A 22,087-nucleotide genomic window follows, 5' to 3' on the forward strand; every position below is an offset into this window, starting at 1 on the left:
CGAGACGTTCGACGACTTCAGCAGCACGACGTCGCCCGCGACGAGCTCGGCGCGCAGCAGCGCCTCGGCCTCCTCGGCGGTCTCGACGAAGGTCGTCTCCTGGCCGAAGGCTCGACTCGAGCTCGGCGGCGTCGTGGATGGGCTTGGCGCCGGCGCCGACGACCACGAGCCGCTCGATGCGCAGGCGCGTGACGAGGCGGCCGAGGCGGTCGTGCTCCTCGACGGCGTGCGGGCCGAGCTCGGCCATCTCGCCGAGCACGGCGACCGAGCGCCTCCCCGCCTGGCGGGTCATGTGGGCGAGCGCGCGGAGCGCGGCAGCGGTCGAGTCGGGGCTCGCGTTGTAGGCGTCGTTGATGACGGTGATGCCGCCGCCGGGCTCGAGCACCTCCATGCGTCCGCGCTCGGCGCGGGGCATGCCGGCGACGTCCTCGATCGCCAGCGCGACGTCGAGGCCGAGCGCGTCGACGACGGTGAGCGCCGCGAGCGCGTTCATGACGTGGTGCTCGCCGAGGATGCGCATGCGCAGCGGCCACGACTCCTCGCCGCGGCGGATGGTCGCGACCGTGCCCTCGAGCGTCGAGTCGATGCCGTCGGCCCAGAGGCGCGTGGGCGCGTCGGCGGGGCCGGGCTCGGTGCCGAACCAGGCGACCGCGGCCTCGGTCGCGCCGGCCATCGCGCGCACGCGCTCGTCGTCGCGGTTGAGGATCGCGACGTGCTCGGGCGCGAGGTCGCGCACCATCTCGGTCTTCGCGCGCTGCGTCGTCTCGATGCCGCCGAACTCGCCCGCGTGGGCGAGGCCGACCTTGAGCACCACGCCGATGTCGGGGTGCGAGAGGGCCGTGAGGCGCGCGATGTCGCCCTCGTAGCTCGCCCCCATCTCGAGCACGAGGTAGCGCGTGCCGTCGTCGATGCGGAGCATCGTCATGGGCGCGCCGACCTCGTTGTTGAACGACTTCACGGGGCTCACGGTGGCGCCGTGGCGCTCGAGGGCCGCCTGCAGCATGTTCTTGGTGGTCGTCTTGCCGTTCGAGCCCGTGATGCCGATGACGGTGAGCTCGCCCGCGGCGCGGACGCGGCGGATGACCTCGGCGGCGAGCGCCTGCAGCGCCGCGACGCCCGAGGGCACCAGGATGTGCGGCGCCTGCTGGTCGATGGCGCGCTCGGCGATCACGAGCGCGGCGCCGCGCTCGAGCGCCGCGCCGATGAAGCGGTGGCCGTCGGTCATCTCGCCTGGCATCGCGACGAAGAGCCCGCCGGGCTCGACGAGCCGGGAGTCGGTCTCGACCGAGCCGGTGACGGTCACGTCGTCGCCGTGCAGCGTGCCGCCGATCGCCTCCGCGATCTCCGAGGCGGTGAGTCGCAGCATCAGAGCCACCCCGCCTCGTGCAGCGCGAGGCGGGCCTCGTCGCGGGCCACGAAGGGCTCGCGGACGCCGGCGACGTCGCGGTAGTCGGCGTCGCCGGGGCCCGCCCACAGCACGGTGTCGCCGGCCCCCGCGAGGGCGATCGCCTCGCGGATGGCCGCCTCCTCGGGGCTCGCCTCGAGCACGGGCTTCTCGCCTGCCGCGGCGCGCGCCCCCTCGAGCACCTGCGCGCGGATGGCGGCGGCGTCCTCGCTGCGCGGGTTGAAGTCGGTGACCACCACGGCGTCGGCGAGCTCGGCGGCGATGCGGCCCATGTCGGCGCGCTTCGTGGCGTCGCGGTCGCCGTCGGCGCCGAAGACCATGATGAGGCGGCCCTCCGTGACGCGGCGCAGCGCCTCGAGCGTCTGCGCGAAGGCGTCCGGGCTGTGGCCGTAGTCGACGAAGATCGCGGGCCCCTCGTCGCCGGACACCCGCTCGATCCGGCCGGGGAGGGTCGGGCGCATGCCGCGGTCGATCGACTCGGTGATCGCGTCGATCTCGAAGCCGTCCTCGACGAGCATGAGGATCGCGATGGCGGCGTCGACCGCCATGTGGCGGCCGATGAACGGGATCGACACCTCGATCGCCCGCCCGTCGATGCCCGTGAGGGTGAAGGAGGTCGACGCGGGCGTCTCCTCCCAGATGTCGACGTGCCAGTCGGCGGCGCGGCCGGGCTCGCTCGTGAGCGTCGTGACGGGGATGCGGCTGCGCTCGGCGATCCGCTGCCCCCACTCGCCGTCGACGCACACGACGCCTCGGTGCGCGCGGTCGGGGGTGAAGAGCTCGGCCTTGACGTCGAAGTACGCCTCCATGGAGCCGTAGTCGTCGAGGTGGTCGTGGCTGAGGTTCGTGAAGGCGACGACGTCGAAGACGACGCCGTCGATGCGGTGCCGCTCGATCGCCTGCGCGCTCACCTCGAGCACGGCGGCGCGGACGCCGGCCTCGCGCATGCGGGCGAGCAGCGCGTGCAGCTCGCTCGCCTCGGGCGTCGTGAGCTTCGAGGTGACGACGAGGTCGCCGACGTGGCGCTCGGCCGTGGTCGACAGGCCCGTCACGAAGCCGAGGTCGGCGAGCAGGCCCTCGAGCATGAACGAGGTCGAGGTCTTGCCGTTCGTGCCGGTGATGCCGAAGAGCTTCGGCGGCGCCTCGGCGGTGCGGTAGACCCACGCGGCGATCTCGCCGAGCGCGGCGCGCGGCTCGTCGACGACGATGACGGGCACGTCGACGCCCGCCTCCGCGGCGCCCGCGGGGTCGGTGACGACCGCGACGGCGCCCCGCTCCACGGCCGCGGCCGCGAAGGCCGCGCCGTGCCGGCGCGCGCCCGGCAGCGCCGCGAAGATGTCGCCCGGCTGCACGTCCGACGAGTCGTTCGTGATGCCGGTCACCTCCACGCCGTCGAGATCGGCGTCGACGTCCAGCGCGAAGGCCTCGGCGAGGCCGGCGAGGGGCCTGGGTGCGGGGTGCTCCGGTCGCAGGATCCTCGGGGTCACACCCGCCACGGACTTCCTCTCCTCAGCATCAGGGCTGATCCGCGGTCCACTCGAGCGGGACCTCAGGGGCCGGGACGGTGCTCGGAGGGACGTCGTAGTGGCGGATCAGGAGGTTCACCATATCGTGGAACGCGGGGATGGCCCCGGCGCTGGTGCGCAGCGTCTGCGGGCTGTCGTAGAGCGTCACGACGACGAACTGGGGGTCGTCGACGGGGAACACCCCGGCGACGGAGATCATCATGCGGTCCGGGTCGTAGCCCGAGCCGTCCTCGTAGGCCATCTGGGCCGTGCCGGTCTTCGCGGCGATCCGGTAGCCCTCGATCGGGAAGGTCTCGTAGCCGTAGTCGGTGACGACGTTCTCGAGCGCCTCGAGCGTGCGCTGCGCCGTCTCCTCGCCCACGACACGCTCGCCCTCGCCCGGCTGCGCGGCCGTCACCTCGCCCTCGGGCGAGGTGCAGTCCTCGATCATCCGCGCCGGCATGTGCACGCCGCCGTTCGCGAGCGCCTGGTAGGCGGAGGCGAGCTGGATGGGCGTCGCGGCGATGCCCTGGCCGAAGAGCACGTTGAGGTTCGTCTGCGGGTCGAGGGCCGAGGCGTCGCGCAGCGGCGCCGCCTGCTCGCCCGCGAAGCCCACGCCCGTGCGCTCGCCGAAGCCGAAGCGGTCGAGGTAGTCGAAGTAGTCGGCGCGGTCCATGTCGTGCGCGAGCCGCACCATGCCGGAGTTCGACGAGTTCACGAGGATGCCCGCGCTCGTCCACTGCTCGACGGGGTGCGAGTGCGCGTCGCGCACGCGCACGCCCGGCGCCGTGTACGTCCACGGCACGCTCAGCTCCTCGTCGTTCGTCGTGAGGCCGAGGTCGAGCATCGCGGCGTAGGCGAAGGTCTTGAAGATCGAGCCCGGCTCGTAGGCGGCGGTGAAGGCGCGCGAGCCGCGGTCCTGCTGCGAGGAGGCGGTGGGGTCGTTGGGGTCGACGGTCGGCGTCTCGGCGACGGCGACGATCGAGCCGTCGGTGCGCATGACGATCGTCGTGCCGGTGCGCGCACGGAGCTGCGAGGTGTACTGCGCCGTGAGCTGCTGCATCTGGTACTGCACGTCGGCGTCGATCGTGAGCCGCACCGTGCCGCCGTCCTCGGGCTCGTCGGTGACGACGGAGCCCGGGATCGGGGTGCCGTCGGCGCCGCGGTCGAAGGTGCGGCTCCCCTCACCGGCCGCGAGGCAGGCGTCCTCGCTGCGCTCGACGCCCGCGAGCGGCTCGGTGACGCCCGTGAAACCGACGAGGTTCCCCCCGACCGAGCCGGCCGGGTAGACGCGCTGCGGGTTGAGCCGCAGGTAGACGTAGGGCAGGCGCAGGTCGCGCACCGCCTCGAACTGGCGCGCGGTGAGCCCCGTGGTCAGCACGAGGTAGTCGGAGTCGGCGTTGCGCTCGAGCTCTGCGTAGATCTTCGCCTGCAGCGACTCGGGGTCGTCGGCCGTGATCGCGGCGATGCGCTGCAGGGCCTGCCCGCCCGTCATGGGCTCGTCGAAGCCGTCGGCGGGGCCGAGGTCGCGGAAGTAGCGCGGCGAGACCGTGAGGTCCCAGCGGTCGACGCTCTCGGCGAGCACGGTGCCGCCCGCGTCGACGATCTCGCCGCGCGTGCCGGCGAGCGTCTGCGAGACGCCCCTGCGGCCGTCCGCCTCGGCGTTGAGGGCCTGCGCGCGCACGACCTGGATGTCGGCGAGCCGCACGATGAAGACCGCGAGGAGCGCGAACGTCAGCAGCGCGACGATCGTGGTGCGGATGCGGCTGGGGCGGCGGCGCTCGGTCGTCGCTCGGCTGCTGGCTCGGCCCACGGTCACCTCCGGTCCAGGGGGCCGCCGCTCGCGCGGCGGTCATCGGGTCGCGAGCACGCTAGCGGCCGGCTCGCCGCGGCTGCGGTCGCCACGCCCTCACTCCCCCGCAGTCGCGGGGAGCAGGGTGCCGGGCTGCGGCTGCTCGGCGCCGGCGGGGCTCGCGGGGGCCGCGGGCGCCGAGCCCTCGACCGAGGCCTCGCCCGCGGGCAGCAGCGAGCCCGGCGCGGTGCGCGCGGCCTCGACCTGCGCCTCCTGCACGACGACGGCGGCCTCCGGCTGCTCCGCGAGCAGCGCGTTGGGCACGTACATGCCGAAGCGGTCGACGGCGGGCACCTGCATGTGCAGCGCGTCGGGGCCGCCCGCGGTCGCCTCGCCCGAGAGCGTGAGGAACTGCGAGGGCTGGCCGGCGAGCATCCCGAGCCCGTCTGCCGAGACGGCGACGTTCTGCGGCGACGACAGCACGGCGACGTCCTCGGCGAGCGTCTGCTCGCTGCGGGCGAGGGTCGACGACTCCACCTGCAGCGCGCTCAGCCGGTACGCGCCCTCGCTGATCGCGACGGAGAGGCCGAGCTGGGCGACGACGATGCCCGCGAGCCCCGCGAGCGCGACGACGCCGTGCACGAGCCTCGGCGCGCGGCGCGCCGCCGGGCTCGGCAGCGCGCGCAGGTGGCGCTCGCGCTCCTCGGCGGGGCGCTGCGCCGGCAGCGCGAGGAGGTCGACGATCGCTGCGTTGGTCATGCGTGCTCCCCCGTGGTGCGTGCGGTCGACGTCGGGCGGATCCGCTCCGCCGCCCGGAGGCGGACGGGCGCGGAGCGCGGGTTGGCGGCTCGTTCGTCGTCGTCGGCGAGCTCGGCGCCGCGCACGAGCAGCCGCAGGTGCGGCTGGTGCTCGGGCAGCTCGACGGGCAGGCCGGCGGGCGCCGTGGAGGCGGCCGCGGCGGCGAGCGCGCGCTTGACGATGCGGTCCTCGAGCGACTGGTAGGCCAGCACGACGAGGCGGCCTCCCACGGCGAGCGCGTCGATCGCGGCGGGCATCGTGGCCTCGAGGATCGCGAGCTCCTGGTTCACCTCGATGCGCAGCGCCTGGAAGACGCGCTTGGCGGGGTGGCCCTGGTTGGCGAGCGCCCGGGGCGTCGCGGCCTGCAGGATGTCGACGAGCCTGCCCGAGGTCTCGACGGGCGCCTCCTGGCGGGCGGCCACGATGGCGCGGGCGTAGCGGCCCGCGAGCTTCTCGTCGCCGTACACCTGGAAGAGCCGCGCGAGCTCGCGCTCGCTGCGCTCGGCGAGCACGGTCGCTGCGGTCACGTCGCCCGCCTGGCCCATGCGCATGTCGAGCGGCGCATCCTTCGCGTAGGCGAAGCCGCGCTCGGCGGCGTCGAGCTGCAGGCTCGAGACGCCGAGGTCGAGAAGGATGCCGTCGGCGGCGCCGACGCCTGCGGCCTCGAGCGCGAGGTCGATGCGGTCGTAGGTCGCGGGCACCGGCCGGAAGCGGTCGCCGAAGCGGGCGAGCCGCTCCCCCGCGAGCCGGATGGCGTCGGGGTCGCGGTCGATGCCGGCGACGACGAGCGTCGGGTGCGCCGCGAGCATCGCCTCGGTGTGGCCGCCCATGCCGAGCGTGCCGTCGACGACGACGGGCGCGCGGCCGGCGGCGGCCGCGGCCTCGATGGCGGGGGCGAGCAGCTCGAGGGTGCGCTCGAGCATCACGGGCGTGTGCAGCTGGGATGCGTCCATGGGGTTCCTGGCCCTGTCCCGATCCCTGATCCCCATCCGTACGACGCGCCGCCGGGGAAGTGCGGCGCGGCGGACAGCTGGGGGTCACGGGCCGGGTCAGAAGATGCCGGGGATCACCTCCTCGGTGGTGCTCGCGAAGTCGGCCTCCTTGGCCGCGTAGTACTCCTCCCAGGCCGCCGTGTCCCAGATCTCTGCGCGCGTGCCCGCACCGATCACGGTGAGCTCGCGGCCGAGGCCGGCGTACTGGCGGAGGTTGGTGGGCACGGTGATGCGGTGCTGGCTGTCCGGCTGCTCGCTCGACGCCCCCGAGAGGAACAGGCGCAGGAAGTCGCGCGCACCGGCCGAGGTGAGCGGCGCCTGCCGGATCTGCTCGTGCACGCGCTCGAACTCGCGCACCGAGAAGACGTAGATGCAGCGCTCCTGGCCGCGCGTGAGGACCACGCCGCCCTCGAGCTCCGGGCGGAACTTGGCGGGGAGGATCACGCGGCCCTTGTCGTCGAGCTTGGGCGTGTGCGTGCCGAGGAACACGGTCGCCCCCTCTCGTCCGGCCTGCGAGCGATTGCACCGACCTGGTCGGTTGCTCCACTGTACTCCACTTCCCCCCACAAATCTCGGGAAGCGGCGAGAATCTGCGGCGTGTTCTCAGTGCTGGAGCGGGAGATCGCAGTGGAGGGTTTCGGAGATCGTGTGCGGCGGGCATCGCGCGGCCGGGCGCGCGTGGCGCCCGCGGAGCGCGGCGCGCCCGCGGCAGGCTCTCGCGCGAGCGCCGCGGCGTCGCCTCCCGACGGGGCGACGGAGGGTGCCGTGGAGCGGGGTGGAGGGTGCCGTGGAGCGGGGTGGAGGAGGCCCGTGGAGCGCGGTGGAGGAGGCGCAGACCGGCGCGCCCCGGACGCGGCCGAGCACGACGACGGGGCCGGCTCTCGCGAGCCGGCCCCGTGGGTCAGGTGGGGGCGATCAGCCCCGGTGGCGCGTCAGTCGCGCCGGTTGCGGTCGTCCCACTCCTGGGAGAGGCGATCCATGAGCGAACCGCCGGAGCGCGAGGCGCCGACGGGGCCCGAGCCGCGACGGCCGGGGCGCTGGGCGTCCTCGGCGGTGGCGGGGCGCGAGGCCGCGAGCGCCCACAGGGCGCCGGCGACGGCGATGCCGAAGCCCGCGACCCCGATCAGGGCCAGCTTCATGGTGACGCCGACCACGACGAGCACGAGGCCCACCGCGATGCCGAGCACGCCGACGGCGACCTTCGTGTAGTCGACGGTGCGCGGTCCGCCCGTCGTGTTGACGATGTCGGCCTCGTGCTTGTAGAGGTTGCGCTCCATCTCGTCGAGCAGCCGCTGCTCGTGCTCGGACAGCCCCATGCCGCGCCCCCTTCGGTCTCGCCGTTGCAGGGGATCAGTCTACGCAGGATCGCTGTCAATAGCATGTGGAGTTGTGTCGGCACAGCAGCGCTTCGCCCGGGCCGTCGACGGCTCGCTCCAGCAGTTCCTCGACGAGCGCGAGGAGGTGCTCTCGGCGATCTCCCCGGACGCGGCCGCGCTCGTGGCGCAGGTGCGCTCCCTCGTCTCCGGCGGCAAGCGCGTGCGGAGCGCCTTCGTGCTGTGGGGCTGGCACGCGGTGACGGCCGCCCGCCCGGAGGCCACCAGGACCGCGGGCACCGAGGAGGACGCCGAGTGGGAGCTCGCGGTGGGCGTCGCGGTGGCGATGGAGCTCTTCCACGCGGCCGCGCTCGTGCACGACGACATCATCGACGGCTCCGACACCCGGCGCGGGCGCCCCTCGATGCACCGCGCGCTCGAGGGCGTGCATCGCGACGCGGAGTGGGCGGGCGACGCCGCCGCGTGGGGCCGCAGCGCGGCCGTGCTCGTCGGCGACCTGCTGCTCAACTGGGCCGACGACCGCATGATCGAGACCTGCCGCGCGAGCGCCCACGGCGACGCCGTGCACGACGAGTACCGCCGCATGCGCGAGGAGGTGACCTTCGGCCAGTACCTCGACGTGCTCGAGGAGGTCGCGTGGATCCGCCAGGACCCGTCGACGCTGCTCGACCGCGCGCACACCGTCGCGATCCACAAGTCGGCCCGCTACTCGGTGGAGCGGCCGCTCGCGCTCGGCGCGCTCCTCGCAGGCGCCGACGCGGCGCAGCTCGACGCGCTCTCGGGCTACGGCCTGCCCGTCGGGCTCGCCTTCCAGATGCGCGACGACCTGCTGGGGGTCTTCGGCGATCCGGAGGTCACGGGCAAGCCCGCGGGCGACGACCTGCGCGAGGGCAAGCGCACCGTGCTCGTCGAGATCGCGCGGCAGCGGCTCTCGCCCGGCGTGCGCACGATGCTCGACGAGCTGCTCGGCGACCCCGAGCTCGACGAGCGCCAGATCGTGATCCTGCAGGACGCGATCCAGGGCTCGGAGGCCCCCGCGCGGCTCGAGGCGCTCATCGACCGCGCCGTGGGCCAGGCGCTCGAGCGCCTCCACGAGGGCGAGCTCTCGCGCGCCGCGGTGCTCGAGCTCGAGCGGCTCGCCGACACGCTCGCGCGCCGCGACCGCTAGCGCCGCCAGCGCCAGCGTCGGGGACGTCAGCCGAGCAGCTGCGCCGCGCGGCGCACGGCCGCCTTCTGGCCCGCGCGCATCGCGTCGAGCGGCGTCATCCCGAGCGCGTCGTCCTCGGCGATCAGCCAGTCGACCGCCTCGTCCTCGGTGAGGCCGAGGTCGAGCAGCACCAGCAGCGTGCCGCGCAGGTCGGGCAGCGGCTCGCCGTCGCGCACCGCGAGCGCGGGCACGCGCAGCGCGCCGTCGCGGCGGGTCGCCGGCAGCCGGTGCTCCTCGATGAGGCGGTGGATGCGGCCGACGGGCAGGTCGAGCAGCTCCACGAGGTCGGGCACGGCGAGCCAGGTGCTGTCGTTCGTCACGCCTCCATCGTGCCAGAGGCGGGCCCTCGGGCCCCTCGCTCGCGCGCGGTCGGCGTGGAGGCGCGGGATCGCGCCGCGCCTCTCCTATCGTGGGGCCGTGCCCGTCGACCCCCGCGACCCCGTCATCGGACGGCTGCTCGATCGACGGTACGAGGTGGGCCAGCGCATCGCGCGCGGCGGCATGGCGAGCGTCTACGAGGGCTTCGACCTGCGCCTCGAGCGGAAGATCGCCGTGAAGGTCATGCACCCGCACCTCGGCGACGACGAGCAGTTCCGCGAGCGCTTCATCCAGGAGGCGCGCGCCGCGGCCCGCCTCGCGCACCCGAACGTCGTCAACACCTACGACCAGGGCGAGGAGGACGGCTTCGCGTGGCTCGTCATGGAGCTCGTGCCCTCCATCACGCTCCGCGACCTGCTCGCGGAGCGCGGCAGGGTCACCCCCGGCCAGGCGCTCGACGTGCTCGAGGCGATCCTCGCGGGCCTCGCTGCCGCGCACCGCGCGGGCATCGTGCACCGCGACCTGAAGCCCGAGAACATCCTGCTCGCGCACGACGGCCGCATCAAGATCGGCGACTTCGGCCTCGCGCGCGCCGCGACGGCCAACACCGCGACGGGCAAGGCGCTGCTCGGCACGATCGCCTACCTCTCCCCCGAGCTCGTCACGCGCGGCACCGCCGACACGCGCAGCGACCTCTACGCCGTGGGCATCATGCTCTTCGAGATGCTCACCGGCAGGCAGCCCTTCACGGGCGACGAGCCGATGCAGATCGCGTTCCAGCATGCGAACGAGCAGGTGCCGCTGCCCTCGAGCGTCGCCGACGGCGTGCCCGAGTCGCTCGACTCGCTCGTGCACTGGGCGACGCAGCGCGATCCGAACCTGCGGCCCGCCGACGCGGGCGAGCTGCTCGCCGAGGTGCACGCGCTCCGCGAGCGCGGGCTCGGCCGGACCGCGACGCGCGTGCTCCAGCCCGTCTCGGAGGACGACCGCTCCACCACCGTCATCCAGCGCCCCTCGACCGGGCGTCGCCGGCCGCTCGCCGCGGCCGTCGCGGCCCCCGCGACCGTCGAGGACGCGGGCGACGGCGCCGCCACGACCGCCCTCGCCCGGCGCGCGACCGTGCGCCGGCGCCGCGGCGTGCTGTGGCTCGCGCTCGTGCTCGTCGGCGCGCTCCTGGCGGCGGGCATCGGCTGGTGGTTCAACCTCGGCCCAGGGGGCCGCTCGACCGTGCCCGACGTGCGGGGCGAGACGGAGGCGAGCGCGATCGCGATCCTCCAGGAGCGCGGGATCGAGGTCTCGGAGGCCGTGAGCGAGCCGGACTACGACATCGCCGCGGGCAGCGCCCTGCGGACGGTGCCGGGGGCCGGTGCCGAGATCGGCAACGGCGACGCCGTGCAGCTCGTGCTCTCGGCCGGGCGCCGCTCCCTGCCGGTGCCGCCGCTCGCGGGGCTGCCGCGCGACCAGGCCGAGGCGGCGATCGTCGAGGCGGGCTTCGCCGTCGCCCACGGCGACCCGGACGCGATCTTCTCGGGCGACGTCGAGGCCGGCACGGTGATCGCGGCCACCGCGCCCGACGGCACCTCGCTCGCCGAGCTGCAGACGCTCGAGGAGCGCTCCCCCGTCGCGCTCCTCCTCTCGCTCGGCCCCGTCCCGGCCGCCGCGGGCCAGACGGCGGAGGCCGCGCGCGCCGCGCTCGCCGAGGTCGGCCTCGAGGCCGACTTCTCGGCCGAGGAGCACTCGCTCGAGGTGCCTGCGGGCACCCTCATCTCGGTCGCCGTCCCCGAGGGGCAGGTGCGCCCCGGCGCCGTCATCGGCGGCGTGGTCTCGCTCGGACCCCGCATGCTCGACGTGCCCGACGTCGTCGGCCGCCCCATCACCGAGGCCGTCGAGACCATCCGCGCCGCGGGCTTCGACCCGCAGCTGACGACGAACGTGCCCGACTTCCTGCAGCCGACGCTCCAGATCGTGTCGCAGGACCCCCAGGGCGGCCAGCTCGCCGAGGGCTCCCCCGTCGCGCTCGACGCGACCTACTGAACGACGACGGCCGCCGCCCCCTCGGGGACGACGGCCGTCGTGGCTCGGCGCGGTCAGCGCTGGCGCAGCTCCTCGGCGACGAGGAAGGCCAGCTCGAGCGACTGCATGTGGTTGAGGCGCGGGTCGCACAGCGACTCGTAGCGCGTCTCGAGCGCGAGCTCGTCGATGTGCTCGGCGCCGCCCAGGCACTCCGTGACGTCGTCGCCCGTGAGCTCGACGTGGATGCCGCCCGGGTAGGTGCCGACGGCGCGGTGCGCCTCGAAGAAGCCGCGCACCTCGTCGACCACGTCGTCGAAGCGGCGCGACTTGTAGCCGTTCTTCGTCGTGATGCCGTTGCCGTGCATGGGATCGGTGACCCACAGCGGCGTCGAGCCGAGCGACTTCGAGGCCTCGAGCAGCGGCGGCAGCGCCTCGCGGATGCGGCCCGCGCCCATGCGCGTGATGAACGTGAGGCGGCCGGGCTCGCGCTCCGGGTCGAGCCGGTCGACGAGCGCCTCCATGTCGGCGGCCGTCGTCGACGGGCCGAGCTTCACGCCGATCGGGTTCCGCACGCGCGAGAAGAAGTCGACGTGCGCGCCGTCGATCTCGCGGGTGCGCTCGCCGATCCACTGGAAGTGGCTCGAGGTGTTGTAGGCGAGGCCCGTGCGCGAGTCGATGCGCGTCATCGGGCGCTCGTAGTCCATGAGCAGACCCTCGTGGCCCGTGAAGAACTCCACGCCGCGCAGCTCGTCGAAGTTGGCGCCCGCCGCCTCCATGAAGCGCACGGCGCGGTCGATCTCGCCCGCGAGCGCCTCGTAGCGCGCGAACGAGGGGTTCTGCGCGAAGCCCTTGTTCCAGGAGTGCACCTGGCGGAGGTCGGCGAAGCCGCCCTGCGTGAAGGCGCGCACGAGGTTCAGCGTCGACGCGGCCATGTGGTAGCCGCGCAGGATCCGCTCGGGGTCGGCCGCGCGCGACTCGGGCGTGAAGTCGTAGCCGTTCACGATGTCGCCGCGGTAGGCCGGCAGCGTGAGGTCGCCGCGCGTCTCGGAGTCGCTCGAGCGGGGCTTGGCGAACTGGCCCGCCATGCGGCCCATCTTGATGACGGGCATGGCGGCGCCGTAGGTGAGCACGACCGCCATCTGCAGGATCGTCTTCACGCGGCCCTGGATGTTGTCGGCCGTCGCGCCCGCGAAGGTCTCGGCGCAGTCGCCGCCCTGCAGGAGGAAGGCCTCGCCGCGCGCCGCGGCGGCGAGCCGCTCGCGCAGCCTGGTCGACCTCGCCCGCGAAGACGAGCGGCGGGGCGCTGCGCAGGCTCGCGGCGCACGCGCTCGAGCGCCGCCGCGTCGGGCCACGCGGGCTGCTGCCGGATCGGGAGCGAGCGATACGCGTCGAGCCCATGCTCGATGGAGCCCGGGATCGCGATCGTGTCCGTCATCTCACTGCCCTTCGCGGCGCGCGCGCCGCCGTCGTGGTCGGCGCGCTCCGCGCCGCCCTCCAGCCTACCGACCGGGCGCGTGCGCCACGGGCGCGCGGCGGGCCTCAGCGGGCGGCACGACCGGCCGCGAGCGCCTTCCGCTCGGCCTCGACCCGCGACTTCACGCTCGAGGCGTAGATGTCGACGTACTCCTGGTCGGAGAGGCGGTTCAGCGCCACCATGATCTCGTCGGTGATCGAGCGCAGCACGAAGCGGTCGCCCTCGAGGTTGTAGTAGCGCGAGAAGTCGAGCGGTTCGCCGAACCGGATGCCGACACGGCCCACCCTCGGCAGCGTGCGGCCGATGGGCATGACCTTCTCGGTGTCGACCATGACGCACGGCACGACCGGCACGCGCGCGTCGAGCACCATGCGGGCGACGCCCGTGCGGCCGCGGTAGAGCTTGCCGTCGGGGCTGCGCGTGCCCTCGGGGTAGATGCCGATGAGCTGGCCCTCGGCGAGCTTGTCGAGCGCGGCCGAGAGGCTCTGCGAGCTCGCGGCGCCGCCCGAGCGGTCCATGGGCAGCTGGCCGACGCCGAGGAAGAACCAGCGGATCAGGCGGCCCTTGAGGCCCTTGCCGGTGAAGTAGTCGGACTTCGCGAGGAAGTAGATGCGGCGCTGCAGCACGAGCGGCATGAGGAACGAGTCGATGACCGAGAGGTGGTTGCCCGCGATGATCGCGCCGCCGGTCTCGGGGATGTTGTCGAGCCCGACGACCCAGGGGCGGAACACCCGATTCATGTACGGGCCGACGACCCAGTGCCGCAGCAGCCAGTAGAACATGCGCACCTCCCGGAGACCGCAAGCCTAGGGCAGGCGGCGAGCGCTCCTCAGCATCCCCCGCGCCTCGCCGCGCGATCCCCGGATCCTCGCCCCGCGGAACCGTAGGATGGGCGGAACGCACGACAGCCGAAGGAGTCCCCGTGCCCGAGATCACCGCCCCCGACGGCGTCACGCCGGCGATCGTCCCCGCGGACCCCACGGCCAACGTCACCGACCTGCTCGAGGACACCCTGCGCCGCGACCCCGACGCCGCCCTCTTCGCGATCCCGGAGGGCGAGGGCTGGCGCGACGTCTCCACCCGCGAGTTCCACCGGCAGGTCGTCGCCCTCGCGAAGGGCTTCGTCGCCGCGGGCCTCCAGCCCGGCGACGCCGTGGGCTTCATGTGCCGCGTGCGCTACGAGTTCTCGCTCGTCGACTTCGCCCTCTGGTACGCCGGCGCCCGCATGGTGCCCGTGTACGAGACGAGCGCGCCCTCGCAGATCGAGTGGATCCTCTCCGACGGCGGCGCGACGCGCATGATCCTCGAGGACGCCGAGCTCGTGAGCCGCTTCGACGAGGCGCACGGAGAGCTGCCCGCGATCACCGACGTGTGGCGCATCGACCGCGGCGACCTCGACCGCCTCGTCGAGGCCGGGAAGGACGTGCCGGACGACGAGATCGAGCGCCGCCGCACGCTCGCGAACGGCGACGACCTCGCGACCCTCATCTACACCTCCGGCTCGACGGGCCGCCCCAAGGGCACGATGCTCACGCACGCGAACTTCGTCGAGCTGAGCCGCAACGCCAAGGAGTCGCTCGCCGAGGTCGTTGCGCCCGGCGCCTCGACGCTGCTGTTCGTCACGCAGGCGCACGTCTTCGCCCGCTTCATCTCGGTGCTCGCGATCGCCGCCGGCGTCAAGGTCGGCCACCAGGCCGACACGAAGCAGCTCGTCGCCTCGATGGGCTCCTTCAAGCCCACGTTCTTCCTCGCGGTGCCGCGCGTGTTCGAGAAGGTCTACAACGCGAGCGAGCAGAAGGCGGAGGCCGGCGGCAAGGGCAAGATCTTCCGCAGGGCCGCGCAGGTGGCCGTCGCGCACTCGAAGGCGCTCGACGCGGGCCACGTGCCGCTCGGCCTCAAGCTGCAGTTCGCGCTCTTCGACCGCCTCGTGCTGTCGAAGCTGAAGACGGCGCTCGGCGGCCGCATGGTCTACGCCGTCTCGGGCTCCGCGCCGCTGTCGACCTTCCTCGCGCACTTCTACCGCTCGCTCGGCATCCGCATCCTCGAGGGCTACGGCCTCACCGAGACCACGGCGCCCGCGACGGTCAACGTGCCCGACGACTTCCGCATCGGCACGGTCGGCAAGGCGCTCCCGGGCGTCGGCGTGCGCATCGCCGACGACGGCGAGATCCTCATCAAGGGCATCTGCGTCTTCGCCGGCTACTGGCACAACGAGGAGGCCACGAGGGAGGCCTTCACGGCCGACGGCTGGTTCCACTCGGGCGACGTCGGCACGCTCGACGCCGACGGCTACCTCACCATCACCGGCCGCAAGAAGGAGCTCATCGTCACGGCCGGCGGCAAGAACGTGGCCCCGAACGCGCTCGAGGACCCGATCCGCTCGAACACGATCATCGGCCAGCCGGTCGTCGTCGGCGACCAGCGGCCCTACATCGGCGCGCTCATCACGCTCGACTCCGAGATGCTGCCGACCTGGCTCGAGAACAACGGCCACGACAAGGGCATGTCGCTCGCCGACGCCGCGAAGCACCCCGCGGTCGTCGAGGAGGTGCGGCAGCAGATCGTGCGCGCCAACCAGGGCGTCTCGCGCGCCGAGTCGGTGCGGCGCTTCGCGATCCTGCCCACCGAGTTCGTCGAGGCGAACGGCCACCTGACGCCGAAGATGTCGATCAAGCGCCACAACATCCTCAAGGACTTCGCGGCCGACGTCGAGGGCCTCTACACCCCGGGCGCGCACGCGCACGACGTCGGCGAGTAGCGGCCGGGGCGGCGGACCGGAGGCGGTGGACGGATGATCGTGCCGGACGCCGGCCAGGACGCCGCCGCCGTGGCCGACCACTACGACGAGCTCGACCTCGTCTACCGCCGCATCTGGGGCGAGCACGTGCACCACGGGCTCTGGACGACGGGCCGCGAGTCGCCGGCGCAGGCGGTCGAGGCGCTCGTCGACGCGGTCGCCGAGCGCCTGCGGCTCGCGCCCGGGCAGCGCGGCGTCGACATCGGCTGCGGCTACGGCGGCACGGCGCGGCGGCTCGCCGCGACGCGCGGCATCCGGGTCACCGGCCTCACGCTCTCGGCCGAGCAGGCGGCCTTCGCCGCCGCGCGGGGCGGCGACGGGGTCGAGGTGCGCGTCGCAGACTGGCTCGACAGCGGCCTGCCCTCCGCCTCGGCCGACGCCGCCTGGTCGATCGAGTCGAGCGAGCACATGGTCGACAAGCCCGCGTTCTTCGCCGAGGCGCACCGCGTGCTCTCCCCGGGCGGGCGCATGGTCGTGTGCGCGTGGCTCTCGCGCGAGGCGCCGAGCCGCTGGCAGGTGCGGCACCTGCTCGAGCCCATCTGCCGCGAGGGCAGGCTGCCGTCGATGGGCACGCGGCAGGAGTACGAGGCGATGGCTCGCGAGGCGGGCTTCGCGGTCGTCGGCTTCGAGGACGTGAGCAGCAGGGTCGCGCGCACCTGGACGATCTGCGCCCGCCGCCTCGCGCGGGCGCTCGTCGTCGACCGCGAGGTGCGCGACATGGGGCTGCGCGCGCGGAACCGCGTCTTCGCGCTCTCGATCCCCCGCCTGATCCTCGCCTACCGGACGGGCGCCATGCGCTACGGCATCCTGACGCTCGAGCGGCGCGGCGGCTGAGCCGCCCGCACGATCAGTACCAGGGGGCGTTCCGCACGGCCTCCATCGCGACCGCGCGCGTGCCGCGCTCGAGCGCCTGCAGGTAGAGCTTGCCGTCGAGGTGGGCCATCTCGTGCTGGAGCATCTGCGCCATGAGGCCCTCGCCCTCGAGCACGAGCTCCGCGCCGTCGAGGTCGACGCCGATCACGCGGCACCAGGGGTGGCGGGGCGTCGGGAAGCCGAGGTCGGGCACCGAGAGGCAGCCTTCGTCGACGAGCTCGGGCTCGCCGCGCACCTCGTCGATGCGTGGGTTCAGCACGTAGCCGAGGCGGCCGTCGACGAGGAACGAGAACGCCGCCTGCGCCGTGCCGATCTGACAGGCGGCGACGCCCGCGCGGCCCGGCACCTGCACGGTGTCGAGGAGGTCCTGCACGAGCGCCGCCGTCGCGGGCGACGCCGGGTCGACCGGGTCGGCCTTCGTGCGCAGCACGGGATCGCCGAAGACCCGGATCTCGCGGACCGTCATGCCGGGCGCACCACGACGATGAGGTCGCCCGCCTCGACCGGCGTCGTGCCCGTGAGCGCGAGGCGCTCCACGGTGCCGGCGACGGGCGTCGTGATCGCCGCCTCCATCTTCATCGCCTCGATCGTCGCGACCGCGTCGCCCGCGGCGACCTGGTCGCCCTCGGCGACCTTGACCGTGACGGCGCCCGCGAAGGGCGCGGCGACCTGGCCGGGCGTGCCGGCGTCGGCCTTCTCGGCCTGCGGCTTGTCGACCTGCACCGAGCGGTCGCGCACGTACACGGGGCGCAGCTGGCCGTTCAGCACCGTCATGACGGTGACGATCCCGTCGTCGTCGGGCGTGCCGACCGCCTCGAGCTCGACGTTGAGGGTGACGCCGCGGCCGATGCCGACCTGGTGCTCCTCCCCCGCCTGCATGCCGTAGAGGTAGTCGATCGTGTCGACGACCGAGAGGTCGCCGTACTGCTCGCGGGTCTCCTTGTAGGCCTTCGTCGGGCCCGCGAAGAGCAGCTCGTTGAGCGCGTCCTGCCGGTCGGCGCCGGGCGTCTGCAGGCGCTCGGCGAACTCGTCCGAGATGGGCTTCACCGAGATGTCGACCGTGCGACCCTCGAGCACCTTCGAGCGGAAGGGCTCGGGCCAGCCGCCCGGCAGGTCGCCGAGCTCGCCCGCCATGAAGCCGATGACGGAGTCGGGGATGTCGTACTTGCGCGGGTTCGCCTCGAAGTCGGCCGGGTCGACGCCCTGCGCGACGAGCTGCAGCGCGAGGTCGCCGACGACCTTCGACGAGGGCGTCACCTTGGTCGGGCGGCCGAGGATGCGCGAGGCCTCCGCGTACCAGTCCTCGATCTTCTCGAAGTCGTCGGCGAGGCCGAGCGCGATCGCCTGCTGGCGCAGGTTCGACAGCTGACCGCCCGGGATCTCGTGGCGGTAGACGCGGCCCGTGGGGCCCGGCAGGCCCGACTCGAAGGGCTTGTAGAGGCGGCGCACCGCCTCCCAGTACGGCTCGAGGTCGCTCACGGCCTGCAGCGAGAGGCCCGTGTCGCGCTCGGTGTGCGCGACGGCCGCGACGAGCGCCGAGAGCGAGGGCTGGCTCGTCGTGCCCGCCATGGCCGCGCTCGCGACGTCGACCGCGTCGACGCCCGCCGCCGAGGCGGCGAGGAGCGTCGCGAGCTGCCCGCCCGCGGTGTCGTGGGTGTGCAGGTGCACCGGCAGGTCGAAGCGCTCGCGGAGCGCCGTGACGAGCTTCGAGGCGGCGCCGGCGCGCAGGAGGCCCGCCATGTCCTTGATCGCGAGCACGTGGGCACCCGCGTCGACGATGCGCTCGGCGAGGCCGAGGTAGTAGTCGAGCGTGTAGAGGTCCTCGGCCGGGTCGAGCAGGTCGCCCGAGTAGCAGAGCGCCACCTCGGCGACGCCCGTGCCGGTCGCGCGCACCGCGTCGATGGCGGGGCGCATCTGGTCGACGTCGTTGAGCGCGTCGAAGATGCGGAAGACGTCGACGCCCGTGCGCGCCGCCTCGTCGACGAAGGCGCTCGTCACCTCGGTCGGGTACGGCGTGTAGCCGACGGTGTTCCGGCCGCGCAGCAGCATCTGCAGCGGGATGTTCGGCATCGCCTCGCGCAGTCGCGCGAGGCGCTCCCACGGGTCCTCGCCGAGGAAGCGCAGCGCGACGTCGTAGGTCGCGCCGCCCCACGCCTCCATCGAGAGCAGCTGCGGCGTGAGCCGCGCGACGTGCGGCGCGACGGCGACGAGGTCGGCCGTGCGCACGCGCGTGGCGAGCAGCGACTGGTGCGCGTCGCGGAACGTCGTCTCGGTGACGGCGAGCGAGGTGCGCTCGCGGAGGGCCGTCGCCCAGCCCTCGGGGCCGAGCTCCTGCAGGCGCTGGCGCTCGCCCGCGGGCGCGGCGGCCTCGAGGTCGACGGCCGGCAGCTTGATCGCCGGGTTGATGACGCCCTCCGCCCGGCCGTTGGGCTGGTTCACCGTCACGTCGGCGAGCCAGGCCAGCACCTTCGAGGCGCGGTCCTTCGGCGGGCTGATGCGCGTGAGCTCGGGGTGCTCGTCGATGAAGCGCGTCGAGACGTCGCCCGCCTGGAACTCGGGGTGCTCGAGCAGGTTGAGGAGGAAGGGGATGTTCGAGGCGACGCCGCGGATGCGGAACTCGCTCACCGCGCGGTGCGCGCGGGCGATCGCCGTCGCGAGGTCGCGGCCGCGGCAGGTCACCTTCGCGAGCATCGAGTCGAAGTGCGGGCTGACCTCGGTGCCCGGGTTGATCGTGCCGCCGTCGAGGCGCACGCCCGCGCCGCCCGGCGAGCGGTAGGCGGTGATGCGACCGGTGTCGGGGCGGAAGCCGTCGGCCGGGTTCTCGGTCGTGACGCGGCACTGCAGGGCGACGCCGTGCATCCGGATCTCGTCCTGGGTCAGGCCGAGCTCGGCGAGCGTCGCACCCGCCGCGATGCGGATCTGGCTCGCGACGAGGTCGACGTCGGTGATCTCCTCGGTGACGGTGTGCTCGACCTGGATGCGCGGGTTCATCTCGATGAACACGTGCGTGCCGGCGCGCTCGCCGGCGGTCTCGAGCAGGAACTCGACCGTGCCCGCGTTCTCGTAGTCGATCGAGCGCGCGAAGGCGACCGCGTCGCGGTGGAGGGCCGCGCGGGTCTCCTCGTCGAGGTTCGGGGCCGGCGCGAGCTCGACCACCTTCTGGTGGCGGCGCTGCACCGAGCAGTCGCGCTCGAACAGGTGCACGGTGTCGCCCGCGGCGTCGGCGAGGATCTGCACCTCGATGTGGCGCGGGCGGACGACCGCCTGCTCGATGAACATCGTCGGGTCGCCGAAGGCGCTGTCGGCCTCGCGCATCGCGGCCTCGAGGGCCGCGCGGAGGTCCTCGCGCCGCTCGACGAGGCGCATGCCGCGGCCGCCGCCGCCCGCGACGGCCTTGCAGAAGACGGGGAAGCCGATCTCGTCGGCGCCGTCGAGCAGCTCCTGGAGGTCCTTCGTGGCGGGCGTCGAGGCGAGCACGGGCACGCCCGCGCTGATCGCGTGCTCCTTGGCCGTCACCTTGTTGCCCGCCATCGCGAGCACGCGCGGCGGCGGGCCGACGAAGGCGATGCCGGCCTCGGCGGCGGCCGTCGCGAGCTCGGGGTTCTCGGAGAGGAAGCCGTAGCCGGGGTAGATGGCGTCGGCGCCGGCCTCCTTGGCGACGCGCACGATCTCGCTCACCGTGAGGTAGGCGCGCACCGGTCGGCCGGGCTCGCCGATCTGGTACGCCTCGTCGGCCTTCTGGCAGTGGAGGGAGTTGCGGTCCTCGTGGGCGTAGACGGCCACGGTGCGGATGCCCAGCTCGTTGGCGGCGCGGAACGCGCGGATGGCGATCTCGCCACGGTTGGCGACGAGGAGCTTCTGGAACATGCGTGACCCTCCAGGGTGCGGCGGCGCGGGCTCCTCAATCTATCTGGCGTAGGCTTGACCGCCGTGCACGTACTCTCCATCAGCTCGCTCAAGGGCGGCGTCGGCAAGACCACCGTCACGCTCGGCCTGGCCTCCGCGGCGTTCGCCAAGGGGCTCCGCACGCTCGTCGTCGACCTCGACCCGCAGTCCGACGCGTCGACCGGCATGGACATCGAGATCGAGGGCCGCCTCAACGTCGCGGACGTGCTCTCGAACCCGAAGGACCGCGTGGTGCAGCAGGCCATCTCGCCCTCCGGCTGGACCCAGGGCCACGGCGGCACGATCGACGTGCTCATCGGCAGCCCCTCGGCGATCAACTTCGACGGCCCGCACCCGACCATCAAGGACATCTGGAAGCTCGAGACGGCACTCACGACCGTCGAGAACGACTACGACCTCGTCCTCATCGACTGCGCGCCGAGCCTCAACGCGCTCACCCGCACCGCCTGGGCGGCCTCCGACCGCGTGCTCGTCGTGACGGAGCCGGGCCTGTTCTCGGTCGCGGCCGCCGACCGCGCGCTGCGCGCGATCGAGGAGATCCGGCGCGGCCTCAGCCCCCGCCTCCAGCCGCTCGGCATCGTCGTGAACCGCTCGCGGCCGCAGTCGCTCGAGCACCAGTACCGCATCCAGGAGCTCAAGGACATGTTCGGGCCGCTCGTGCTCGAGACCGTGCTGCCCGAGCGCACCTCGATGCAGCAGGCGCAGGGCGCCGCCCGCCCGCTGCACGTGTGGCCGGGCGAGGGCGCGCAGGAGATGGCGCTGCAGTTCGACGAGCTGCTGCAGACCGTGCTGACGGCCTCGGGCCGCGGCGGCGGCGAGGCCGCCTCCGGCCGCAAGGTGCCCGCCCCGACCGCGGGCGGCGACGCCGATGCGGCCGCGGAGCTCGAGGCGGCGGAGACCGCCGAGGGCGACGCGAAGCAGCCGTAGCCGCGAGACGACGAGCGAAGGGCGCCTCCCGAGGGAGGCGCCCTTCGCCGTGCTGGTGGTGCGGGTCCTGGGGCGGCCTCAGGCCGTGCGGCTGCGGCGCGCGCGGCGCGCGGCGAGCTCGTCGACCGGCTGCTCCTCGACGGGCGTGACGTCGAGCTCGATGAGCTGCGTCTCGACCTCGCGGAGGACCTTGCCGACGGCGATGCCGAAGACGCCCTGGCCGCGGCCGAGGAGGTCGATGACCTCGTCGGCGGAGGTGCAGAGGTAGACGCTCGCGCCGTCGGACATGAGCGTGATCTGGGTGAGGTCGCGCACGCCGTGCTCGTGGAGCTGCTGGATGGCGACGCGGATCTGCTGCAGCGAGATGCCGGTGTCGAGCAGCCGCTTGACGAGCTTGAGCACGAGGATGTCGCGGAAGGCGTAGAGGCGCTGGCTGCCGGAGCCGTGGGCCGTGCGCACCGTGGGCTCGACGAGGCCCGTGCGGGCCCAGTAGTCGAGCTGGCGGTAGGTGATGCCGGCCGCCTCCGCGGCGATCGCTCCGCGGTAGCCGACCGCGTCGGCTTCCTCGGGCAGCCCGTCGGTGAAGAGCAGGTCGAGGCGCGAGGCGTCCTCCCTCGGCGCGTCGAGCTGGTCACCGTCACGGCCGTCGTGCATCGCCGATCCCTTCGCTGTGCTGTAGCCCAACCTTCAAGGTGCGGTTGAGTGTTGAGCCAACCGTACCGACCCGTCGGCCTCGCGCCGCGGAA

Annotated in this window: 16 protein-coding genes and 2 pseudogenes; 5 read left to right on the plus strand and 13 right to left on the minus strand. The window is 73.7% G+C overall.

Going from position 1 to position 22,087, the window contains the following annotated elements; translation table 11 throughout:
* Positions 1–166: 166 nt before the first annotated feature.
* The 7 genes and pseudogenes from OVA14_RS12925 to OVA14_RS12955 all read right to left on the minus strand — a co-directional run.
* Positions 167–1,366: pseudogene (locus tag OVA14_RS12925) on the minus strand (UDP-N-acetylmuramoyl-tripeptide--D-alanyl-D-alanine ligase); the annotation flags it as partial.
* Complete coding sequence (locus tag OVA14_RS12930; RefSeq protein WP_267504232.1) at positions 1,366–2,901, minus strand: Mur ligase family protein; 1,536 nt, start codon at positions 2,899–2,901, stop codon at positions 1,366–1,368. The gene OVA14_RS12930 and the pseudogene OVA14_RS12925, both read right to left, overlap by 1 nt.
* Before the next feature lie 19 nt (positions 2,902–2,920).
* Positions 2,921–4,723 carry a peptidoglycan D,D-transpeptidase FtsI family protein gene (locus tag OVA14_RS12935; RefSeq protein WP_267504233.1) on the minus strand — a complete coding sequence of 601 codons (1,803 nt, stop codon included), beginning with the start codon at positions 4,721–4,723 and terminating at the stop codon, positions 2,921–2,923.
* Between the two features lie 96 nt (positions 4,724–4,819).
* Positions 4,820–5,461, minus strand: coding sequence for a hypothetical protein (locus OVA14_RS12940; protein WP_267504234.1), 642 nt, complete (start codon positions 5,459–5,461; stop codon positions 4,820–4,822).
* Complete coding sequence (rsmH, locus tag OVA14_RS12945; RefSeq protein ID WP_267504235.1) at positions 5,458–6,453, minus strand: 16S rRNA (cytosine(1402)-N(4))-methyltransferase RsmH; 996 nt, start codon at positions 6,451–6,453, stop codon at positions 5,458–5,460. Before rsmH ends, OVA14_RS12940 begins: the two co-directional genes overlap by 4 nt.
* Positions 6,454–6,549: 96 nt before the next feature.
* On the minus strand, positions 6,550–6,981 hold the full coding sequence (mraZ, locus tag OVA14_RS12950) for a division/cell wall cluster transcriptional repressor MraZ (protein WP_267504236.1): 432 nt from the start codon (positions 6,979–6,981) through the stop codon (positions 6,550–6,552).
* 443 nt (positions 6,982–7,424) lie between these two features.
* Positions 7,425–7,808: a DUF3040 domain-containing protein gene (locus OVA14_RS12955; protein ID WP_267504237.1), complete on the minus strand. Its 384-nt coding sequence runs from the start codon at positions 7,806–7,808 to the stop codon at positions 7,425–7,427.
* A 73-nt stretch (positions 7,809–7,881) separates the two neighbouring features.
* Here OVA14_RS12955 and OVA14_RS12960 point away from each other — a divergent pair, with 73 nt between their 5' ends.
* A complete protein-coding gene (locus OVA14_RS12960; protein ID WP_267504238.1) occupies positions 7,882–8,994 on the plus strand; it encodes a polyprenyl synthetase family protein in 1,113 nt (370 codons plus the stop codon).
* Positions 8,995–9,020: 26 nt separating this feature from the next.
* Here OVA14_RS12960 and OVA14_RS12965 read toward each other — a convergent pair whose 3' ends face one another.
* On the minus strand, positions 9,021–9,353 hold the full coding sequence (locus OVA14_RS12965) for an Rv2175c family DNA-binding protein (RefSeq protein ID WP_267504239.1): 333 nt from the start codon (positions 9,351–9,353) through the stop codon (positions 9,021–9,023).
* Positions 9,354–9,450: 97 nt separating this feature from the next.
* On the opposite strand from OVA14_RS12965, the gene pknB reads away from it, so the two are divergent.
* Positions 9,451–11,385 carry a Stk1 family PASTA domain-containing Ser/Thr kinase gene (gene pknB, locus OVA14_RS12970; protein ID WP_267504240.1) on the plus strand — a complete coding sequence of 645 codons (1,935 nt, stop codon included), beginning with the start codon at positions 9,451–9,453 and terminating at the stop codon, positions 11,383–11,385.
* 53 nt (positions 11,386–11,438) lie between these two features.
* Here the strand turns inward: pknB and OVA14_RS12975 are convergent.
* Together OVA14_RS12975 and OVA14_RS12980 are read right to left on the minus strand one after the other, a co-directional pair.
* Positions 11,439–12,799, minus strand: a pseudogene (locus OVA14_RS12975) (class II 3-deoxy-7-phosphoheptulonate synthase).
* A gap of 104 nt (positions 12,800–12,903) precedes the next feature.
* A complete protein-coding gene (locus tag OVA14_RS12980) occupies positions 12,904–13,620 on the minus strand; it encodes a lysophospholipid acyltransferase family protein (RefSeq protein ID WP_267504241.1) in 717 nt (238 codons plus the stop codon).
* Between the two features lie 140 nt (positions 13,621–13,760).
* On the opposite strand from OVA14_RS12980, the gene OVA14_RS12985 reads away from it, so the two are divergent.
* The gene (locus OVA14_RS12985; RefSeq protein ID WP_267504242.1) at positions 13,761–15,596 is read left to right on the plus strand and encodes an AMP-dependent synthetase/ligase; all 1,836 of its coding nucleotides are present in this window, start codon (positions 13,761–13,763) and stop codon (positions 15,594–15,596) included.
* Positions 15,597–15,629: 33 nt separating this feature from the next.
* Positions 15,630–16,469, plus strand: a complete 840-nt coding sequence (locus OVA14_RS12990) for a class I SAM-dependent methyltransferase (RefSeq protein WP_267504243.1) — start codon at positions 15,630–15,632, stop codon at positions 16,467–16,469.
* Between the two features lie 13 nt (positions 16,470–16,482).
* Here OVA14_RS12990 and OVA14_RS12995 read toward each other — a convergent pair whose 3' ends face one another.
* Both OVA14_RS12995 and OVA14_RS13000 read right to left on the minus strand, forming a co-directional pair.
* Positions 16,483–16,974, minus strand: a complete 492-nt coding sequence (locus OVA14_RS12995; protein WP_267504244.1) for a peptide deformylase — start codon at positions 16,972–16,974, stop codon at positions 16,483–16,485.
* Positions 16,971–20,375, minus strand: coding sequence for a pyruvate carboxylase (locus OVA14_RS13000; protein WP_267504245.1), 3,405 nt, complete (start codon positions 20,373–20,375; stop codon positions 16,971–16,973). Before OVA14_RS13000 ends, OVA14_RS12995 begins: the two co-directional genes overlap by 4 nt.
* A gap of 63 nt (positions 20,376–20,438) precedes the next feature.
* Here OVA14_RS13000 and OVA14_RS13005 point away from each other — a divergent pair, with 63 nt between their 5' ends.
* Positions 20,439–21,341: a ParA family protein gene (locus tag OVA14_RS13005; RefSeq protein WP_267504246.1), complete on the plus strand. Its 903-nt coding sequence runs from the start codon at positions 20,439–20,441 to the stop codon at positions 21,339–21,341.
* 78 nt (positions 21,342–21,419) lie between these two features.
* Here the strand turns inward: OVA14_RS13005 and OVA14_RS13010 are convergent, their stop codons facing one another.
* A complete protein-coding gene (locus OVA14_RS13010; protein ID WP_267504247.1) occupies positions 21,420–21,995 on the minus strand; it encodes a MerR family transcriptional regulator in 576 nt (191 codons plus the stop codon).
* Positions 21,996–22,087: the final 92 nt, after the last annotated feature.

Origin of the sequence: Agrococcus sp. SL85, assembly GCF_026625845.1 — a bacterium.
In the GTDB taxonomy this organism is placed as follows: Bacteria; Actinomycetota; Actinomycetes; order Actinomycetales; family Microbacteriaceae; genus Agrococcus.

Excerpts from the sequence above, each read along its gene's own strand:
- OVA14_RS12940 (WP_267504234.1), bottom strand. The coding sequence starts at position 5,461 with ATGACCAACGCAGCGATCGTCGACCTCCTCGCGCTGCCGGCGCAGCGC.
- rsmH (WP_267504235.1), bottom strand. The coding sequence starts at position 6,453 with ATGGACGCATCCCAGCTGCACACGCCCGTGATGCTCGAGCGCACCCTC.
- OVA14_RS12955 (WP_267504237.1), bottom strand. The coding sequence starts at position 7,808 with ATGGGGCTGTCCGAGCACGAGCAGCGGCTGCTCGACGAGATGGAGCGC.
- OVA14_RS12980 (WP_267504241.1), bottom strand. The coding sequence starts at position 13,620 with ATGTTCTACTGGCTGCTGCGGCACTGGGTCGTCGGCCCGTACATGAAT.
- OVA14_RS12990 (WP_267504243.1), top strand. The coding sequence starts at position 15,630 with ATGATCGTGCCGGACGCCGGCCAGGACGCCGCCGCCGTGGCCGACCAC.
- OVA14_RS12995 (WP_267504244.1), bottom strand. The coding sequence starts at position 16,974 with ATGACGGTCCGCGAGATCCGGGTCTTCGGCGATCCCGTGCTGCGCACG.
- OVA14_RS13000 (WP_267504245.1), bottom strand. The coding sequence starts at position 20,375 with ATGTTCCAGAAGCTCCTCGTCGCCAACCGTGGCGAGATCGCCATCCGC.
- OVA14_RS13010 (WP_267504247.1), bottom strand. The coding sequence starts at position 21,995 with ATGCACGACGGCCGTGACGGTGACCAGCTCGACGCGCCGAGGGAGGAC.